The sequence below is a fragment of the Mesorhizobium sp. M1A.F.Ca.ET.072.01.1.1 genome (assembly GCF_004023325.1).
Lineage (GTDB): Bacteria > Pseudomonadota > Alphaproteobacteria > Rhizobiales > Rhizobiaceae > Mesorhizobium.
In genome coordinates this window covers 1-4,623 of the sequence record NZ_RZSF01000427.1, presented here as the reverse complement: position 1 = coordinate 4,623, position 4,623 = coordinate 1, and the positions used below count along the sequence as shown (strand labels likewise).

4 protein-coding genes and 1 pseudogene are annotated in these 4,623 nt (G+C 62.1%); 2 read left to right on the top strand and 3 right to left on the bottom strand.

Annotated features, from left to right (window positions below):
- Positions 1 to 430: 430 nt before the first annotated feature.
- A complete protein-coding gene (locus EOA32_RS33425) occupies positions 431 to 892 on the bottom strand; it encodes a MucR family transcriptional regulator (protein WP_128374002.1) in 462 nt (153 codons plus the stop codon).
- A gap of 235 nt (positions 893 to 1,127) precedes the next feature.
- Here EOA32_RS33425 and EOA32_RS33420 point away from each other — a divergent pair.
- Positions 1,128 to 1,791 (top strand): annotated as a pseudogene (locus EOA32_RS33420) (MFS transporter); the annotation flags it as partial.
- Positions 1,792 to 2,132: 341 nt separating this feature from the next.
- Positions 2,133 to 2,495 (top strand): DUF982 domain-containing protein, encoded by a 363-nt coding sequence (locus EOA32_RS33410; RefSeq protein ID WP_245499479.1) that lies wholly within the window; start codon positions 2,133 to 2,135, stop codon positions 2,493 to 2,495.
- 55 nt (positions 2,496 to 2,550) lie between these two features.
- Here EOA32_RS33410 and EOA32_RS33405 read toward each other — a convergent pair whose 3' ends face one another.
- The gene (locus EOA32_RS33405) at positions 2,551 to 2,835 is read right to left on the bottom strand and encodes a rhodanese-like domain-containing protein (RefSeq protein ID WP_245499478.1); all 285 of its coding nucleotides are present in this window, start codon (positions 2,833 to 2,835) and stop codon (positions 2,551 to 2,553) included.
- Positions 2,836 to 2,928: 93 nt separating this feature from the next.
- A partial coding sequence (locus EOA32_RS40335) for a vanadium-dependent haloperoxidase (RefSeq protein WP_189407582.1) occupies positions 2,929 to 4,623 on the bottom strand: 1,695 nt, incomplete at its 5' end.

Sequence of the window (4,623 nt, the reverse complement as noted above, 5' to 3'; positions counted from 1 at the left end):
GTTGCAACCGTGCCGGCGAACAAGGCGCCAGCGACGAGCGCGTGACGGGCTAGCCGATCGCGATCGGCAAACGACCGCTTACTCCGCTCCTGCTGCCGAAACCGGACAGTCCCCTCCCGGCCCCGATTGAGACGTTCACAAAGTCGTCCCAGAGCGTCGGCAGTTGGCGATGTGGCGTTTTGGAACCGGGTAGACCTTGGGCAGATCGCAATCAACCTAGGGTCAAAGTCGCATAAGATTGCAATCTGGTACGGTGCATCGCGAGTCATTTAGATGTCACCAGACCGCTACCAGGAAGGTAGTGCCCCGGTAATCCAGGAACGTCCACTCAACTCCTTGGTCGTTTCCTACGCCCGGGCGTAGATGCCGCGGCGTCCGCCACCTTGACGGTGGCAGCGGGTTCGGGGGTGCCAAAACGAACGTGCGGAATTCAGGCCACTGCTTTTTTGCGGGTCCTTTTTGCAGGTGCAGGCTGTTCGGGTTCGTTAGGCTTTCTACCGAGGCCAATAGTCTTGGCCAAAGCCGAGCGCGCGGCGGCATAATTCGGGGCGACCATCGGATAGTCTGCCGGCAGGCCCCACTTGGCGCGGTATTCGTCGGGCGTCAGACCATAGTGGGTAGAGAGATGCCGCTTCAGAGACTTGAACTTTTTTCCGTCCTCCAGGCTGATGATGTAGTCGGGCGTGACCGATTTCTTGATGGGAACTGCAGGCTTGAGGGCTTCAGGCTTCTCTGGGGAGCCGCCGACTGTGCCCTTCAGCGCGGCATGCACCTGCCCGATCAGGGCCGGAAGCTCGCCTAGGGGGACTGGATTCTTCGAGACATAGGCCGATACGATGTCAGCGGTGAGCTCGATGAGGGCATCAGTATTGTTCTCGGCTTCTTCCGTCACGGAATGCTCCTGATTGAATGAAAGCAGTGGGCGAAGTTCCGCTTCATAATCAAGGCAGTTCCGGAAAGCAATGAAAGTCACGGCAGTGCTCTCTCAACACCGCCTCAAAGGTTCCGGCATGACTATCGATCGGACCCGCCAAGGCGGTTCGGCTAATGGATGAACGGCCATTCTCTAAACAGAAGGGCTTCGTTTCGGCCTTGTAGGAGGCATCGAAAAATAACTTGCGCTACGCCGCCGGACTGTGATGGCGCTCGGCTGGTGCGTGATAGCGTTGTCGTCGACGATGCTGACTACTTTTGTAGGGCTGGGATTTTACAATCCATGGATGATCCTCGCATTCAGCTGTTTGGCGGCTGCGGCGCCGCTTTCACCGACCCTGCCTGGCACGCGTCGGTCGGCGACATCCTGCGAAAACGCGAGGTTCCGGCCGCAGTGACGCTGATCTCGGTCGGATACAATGCCGTTCGAAGCATCGGTCCGGCGCTCGGCCGCATCATTGTCGCGTCCTCAGGACCTCTGACAGCATTCGCTCTGGCGACGCTGACCTACCTGAAGATGCTGTGGGCCATAGGGCGCTGCAAATGGAGTGTTGGCTCTTCACCCCTTCCACGTGAGCCATTGACCACGGCCATTCATGACGGAGCGCGCTTCACGGCATTGTCGGCGGAGATCAAGGCGGCAAGCGCGCGGGGAACGCTTTTCGGTTTGACCAGCATCTCGATACTGGCGCTGCTGCCTCTGGTCGCCCGCGATCAGCTGGGGGAGGGCCAATCGCTTATGGTATCCTGATGGCCGGCTTTGGAGCGGGCGCTTTGTGCGCCGGCATCTGCAACAACGTGCTGAGGCGGTCGTTGTCACAGGAGCGACTGACAACACTGGCGTGCATACCTGCGTGCCACCGTGCATCGCATCGTGAAGCCGCCCGCCGGCGCCGAGCGGATTTCCGTTCCCGTCTTCTTCAGCGCGCGGCTCGATGGGACTGGCGGCGCAGGCGCGCGGACCGGGAGCGATCCGGACAATCCATGAACCAATGTTCTGGAAAGCATACTGCTTTCACCCCCGACATGGCAGGCCGCCCAATGCCGATCCTCTTGAGACCGGAGCTCCTGAGGGTTCTATAATGCGGCGCACGAATTTTTGTCGTTTGTACGCTTTTTTGAAATTCCATTCGTCGCCACCGCTTTGAAATAAGATCAAACAGGTATTGTTCGGTGGTTTCCTCCCATTCCGCAGGACGATGTTCCTCTCTGAAGGTTTTAACCTTCTTTTGGCCGGGCGGCATTCGAGCCCGGCCATTTTTTGTTGCCACGAACTGAGCCTACTGACGCATGATCGCCTGGGGGGCGGAGTGATGACCGGCTTGAGGAGATTTGAGAGGCCGGTCGTTGTTCGGGTTGGCCGCCACAGCTCAGAGCGGATCGTCTTCGATGTCAACGAGGCGGCCACTATCCTGCTGCGTGATCTTCATGGTCAGAGCGAAAAACGGAAGCTAGCGATGGACGCCTGTCTGCAGGTGTTGCGTGGTAAGGCTCATCCACCAGTTGCTCGAAAAGCTTTCGTGGCAGCCGCGCTCGAAGCAAAGATCCTGCGCAGCGATTAGATGCTGTTAGCCCGTCGAGGCTTTGATGCTTGGGGTATGCACGATCGGACAGCTTTCATTCTTCGCCCAGTCGGCGAAGAATGAGATAGTATGCGCGGACATCGTCATAGCCCGCGCGTACAGCGGCGATCGCGGCCAGCGCAGCGCGACCACCGCCATCGCAGTGGGTGACCACGTGTTCTCCAGAGCGTAATCCGGCATCGGACAGCAATCTTGGAAGCTCGGCGGTCGGCTTCAGACGGCCGTCGTCGAGCAGGCTCGCGTGAGGAAGCAGACGCGCTCCCGGCAGGTGTCCGCCGCGAGCATTGCGCCGAAGATCGGTACACGGCACTGGCCGCATGATCGGCCTGGAATGCCTCGGCGTCGCGCACGTCGAGCAAGCGGGAGGCGGCCCCAGCTGCCGCCGTAGCCGCACTTGCTGTGCGCCGAGACATCATACGTCGGCCCTCGTCCCATCGAAGCGGGTGAACGTGAATTTCTCGAACGGCTCGCGATATGTTTGCCGCTCGTTGCGCAGGACGCTGATCGCGAGCGCTTCGCCGAGCGCCAGCGACGCCGAGAAATCGGAGCGCCAATGGATTCCGGCCCAGTCGCGTCCGATGCCGTAATTCCAGGCGAGCTTGTTGAGCTCGCCGCCGACCATGAGCGGCTCTCCCTGGCAAGGAATGAGCTTCGTCGGGTCCTTCGGGTCGGGCTGAACCGGATTGGGAATGACGGCATCTTCATCGAACAGTGCCTTGAGGACCGTCACGTTGGACGCTGCGATCTGGGCCGCGCCGCCAGGATAGCTGGAGTGGATCGGCGCGCCCTCTGGATAGACGTGCGACAGGAGGTGGGTGCCGAACTTGCCGACGCTTCGCGCCAGAGCGGCCGAGTTCAGGATGTCGCCGTGAACGGGATAGGCGCCCACTTTGTCGGCGATACGGTGATGAATCAGCCCGCCATAGGCTTCTGGCCGCAAGGCGCGGTGGACATAGAACTTCTGCCAGTAGGCGACGCGGATCGCGAGCGATGCGGTAGCCGGCAGCAGGCTCTGCGCGTAGGACAGGCCGAACGTGCCATAGCCGCCGGTCTGGGTTTTCGACTTCAGGTAGGGATTGGATTTGCTGAACGGAATCCGGAAGCCGCCATACTCGGCATTGGCCCTGTCGGGTCCCACGCCGAGCAGCAGGGCGGCCGACCAGACGGCGGCCGGATTGTTGTGCACGTATTCGGCGAGGTCGCGGCCGGTCGCGATGTAGCGCGGCGTCGGGTCGAAGCTGGTCGGCTTGGCGGGCGTGTTCCCGTTCTGGATAGCGAGCCACTCGTCGTAGCCGGTGAGGAAGTCGGTCCCGGCCGCGGCGGTGCGGATGCGCGCCGGGATGAGCTGACTTCCGTAGGGGGCGTCCTTGAGCAGAAACTGGGAAATGTAAGGACCAACCAGTGTGCCGGGTGGCGTGACGTAGCGCCCGGTTCGCCCCGACGGATCGGCCGCGTCGACATAGAGCGCCCTCCCGCGGAACAGCGTCTCCGGCGTGATGCCACCGTCCTTACGCGGGCCCTCGAAGGCGACAAGCTTGTTCAACTCGTCGACCGCGGCGAGCACGTCCTTGTTCTTGGTGTCGTTCGTCAGCTCGGACAGCGGAACATCGCGCAGCAGCGACTGCCAGTAGAGCTCGACAGCTTCGCTCGCGCGCGTTGCGCTGTCGAGCGCGGGCGCCGGCGGGATCGCGAACTGCGGGCCGACGCAGCCCGCGAGATTCACCGCAAGGGAGCCGATCGGATTGAGCTGCTTGCGCTTGCCGCCGAGCGGTATCGCCTCGAAGTCGGCCGGATCGCCCGAGGCATAGGCCTTCAACGTTGCGTCGAAGGCCGCGCGGTCGACCTCGGCCCGTTCGTCATGCGGCAGGCCGCGGGTGTCGGAGCCGATGAGGTTCGGATATTTCTGCTCGTCGCCGTTGACCGGATGCGGCGCAATCGCCACCGCGAAATCCGCGTCCGCTGCAGCGCTTCGCACGACAAATGAGTGCTTGCGGAACGCAAGATGGGCATTCCCCGAAGCCTCCTCGCCGGCATGCGCCCGGGTGGAGCCGCCGACGACCGCGAGGGGAGGCAAGCCCGCAACGGTTATGGCCGCGACGCCTCCGGC